Source organism: Psychroserpens mesophilus, from assembly GCF_050617655.1.
GTDB lineage: Bacteria > Bacteroidota > Bacteroidia > Flavobacteriales > Flavobacteriaceae > Psychroserpens > Psychroserpens mesophilus_A.
The window spans coordinates 1-242 of record NZ_JBODQC010000429.1; the positions used below are offsets into that span (position 1 = coordinate 1).

The 242-nt window shown below is 57.4% G+C and carries 1 pseudogene; it reads right to left on the reverse strand.

Annotated elements, in window-relative coordinates:
• Window positions 1–242: pseudogene (locus ACRHNM_RS17870) on the reverse strand (deoxyhypusine synthase family protein); the annotation flags it as partial.

The window sequence follows — 242 nt, forward strand, 5'->3', positions numbered from 1 at the left end:
TTCCCCATGGTGCTGTCCTCACAGCCCGGGCAAACCAGGGGCAGGTTCTTTTCCGCCGCCGCGTACATCCAGGAATCCTTTAAATCTATCTCGTAATGGGGTTCCAGCACGCCGGAGAGCAGGAGCTTGTACATAAATTCATGGGGGAAATACCGCTCCCCGGCCGCCTCTGCTTCCTTCCAGATCTTAAAAATGTGCTCCTGCTGCCGCCGGAAAGCCACTTCCTCCGGGGTGCACGGCTT